Origin of the sequence: Rhodoferax sp. UBA5149 (assembly GCF_002413825.1) — a bacterium.
Classification (GTDB): domain Bacteria; phylum Pseudomonadota; class Gammaproteobacteria; order Burkholderiales; family Burkholderiaceae_C; genus Rhodoferax.
Map to the genome: position 1 here is coordinate 6,222 of NZ_DHXT01000004.1, position 242 is coordinate 6,463.

Sequence of the window (242 nt, forward strand, 5' to 3'; positions counted from 1 at the left end):
GACGATGGTCTCGAAGAACTGGTCTCCGAAACGCGGCAGTTTGTCACCTTCATTGCCGGTGGCGAAGTCTTCGCCGTGGACATGGCGCCGGTGCAGGAAATCATCCGCCTCCCCGAGGTGGTACGGGTGCCGCTGGCGCCGGCCACGCTCGATGGCTTGGCCAATCTGCGCGGCAAGGTGCTGCCCATCATCTCCCTGCGCCGCATGTTCGGTTTTCCCGAACAGGAACCTGACGACGCCAC

The 242-nt window shown here is 63.6% G+C and carries 1 protein-coding gene; it reads left to right on the plus strand.

Annotation, left to right across the window (positions count from 1 at the left end):
• Positions 1–18 precede the first annotated feature (18 nt).
• Positions 19–242: chemotaxis protein CheW (locus B3V69_RS00180; protein WP_296442669.1), on the plus strand; the 224-nt coding region annotated here is incomplete at its 3' end.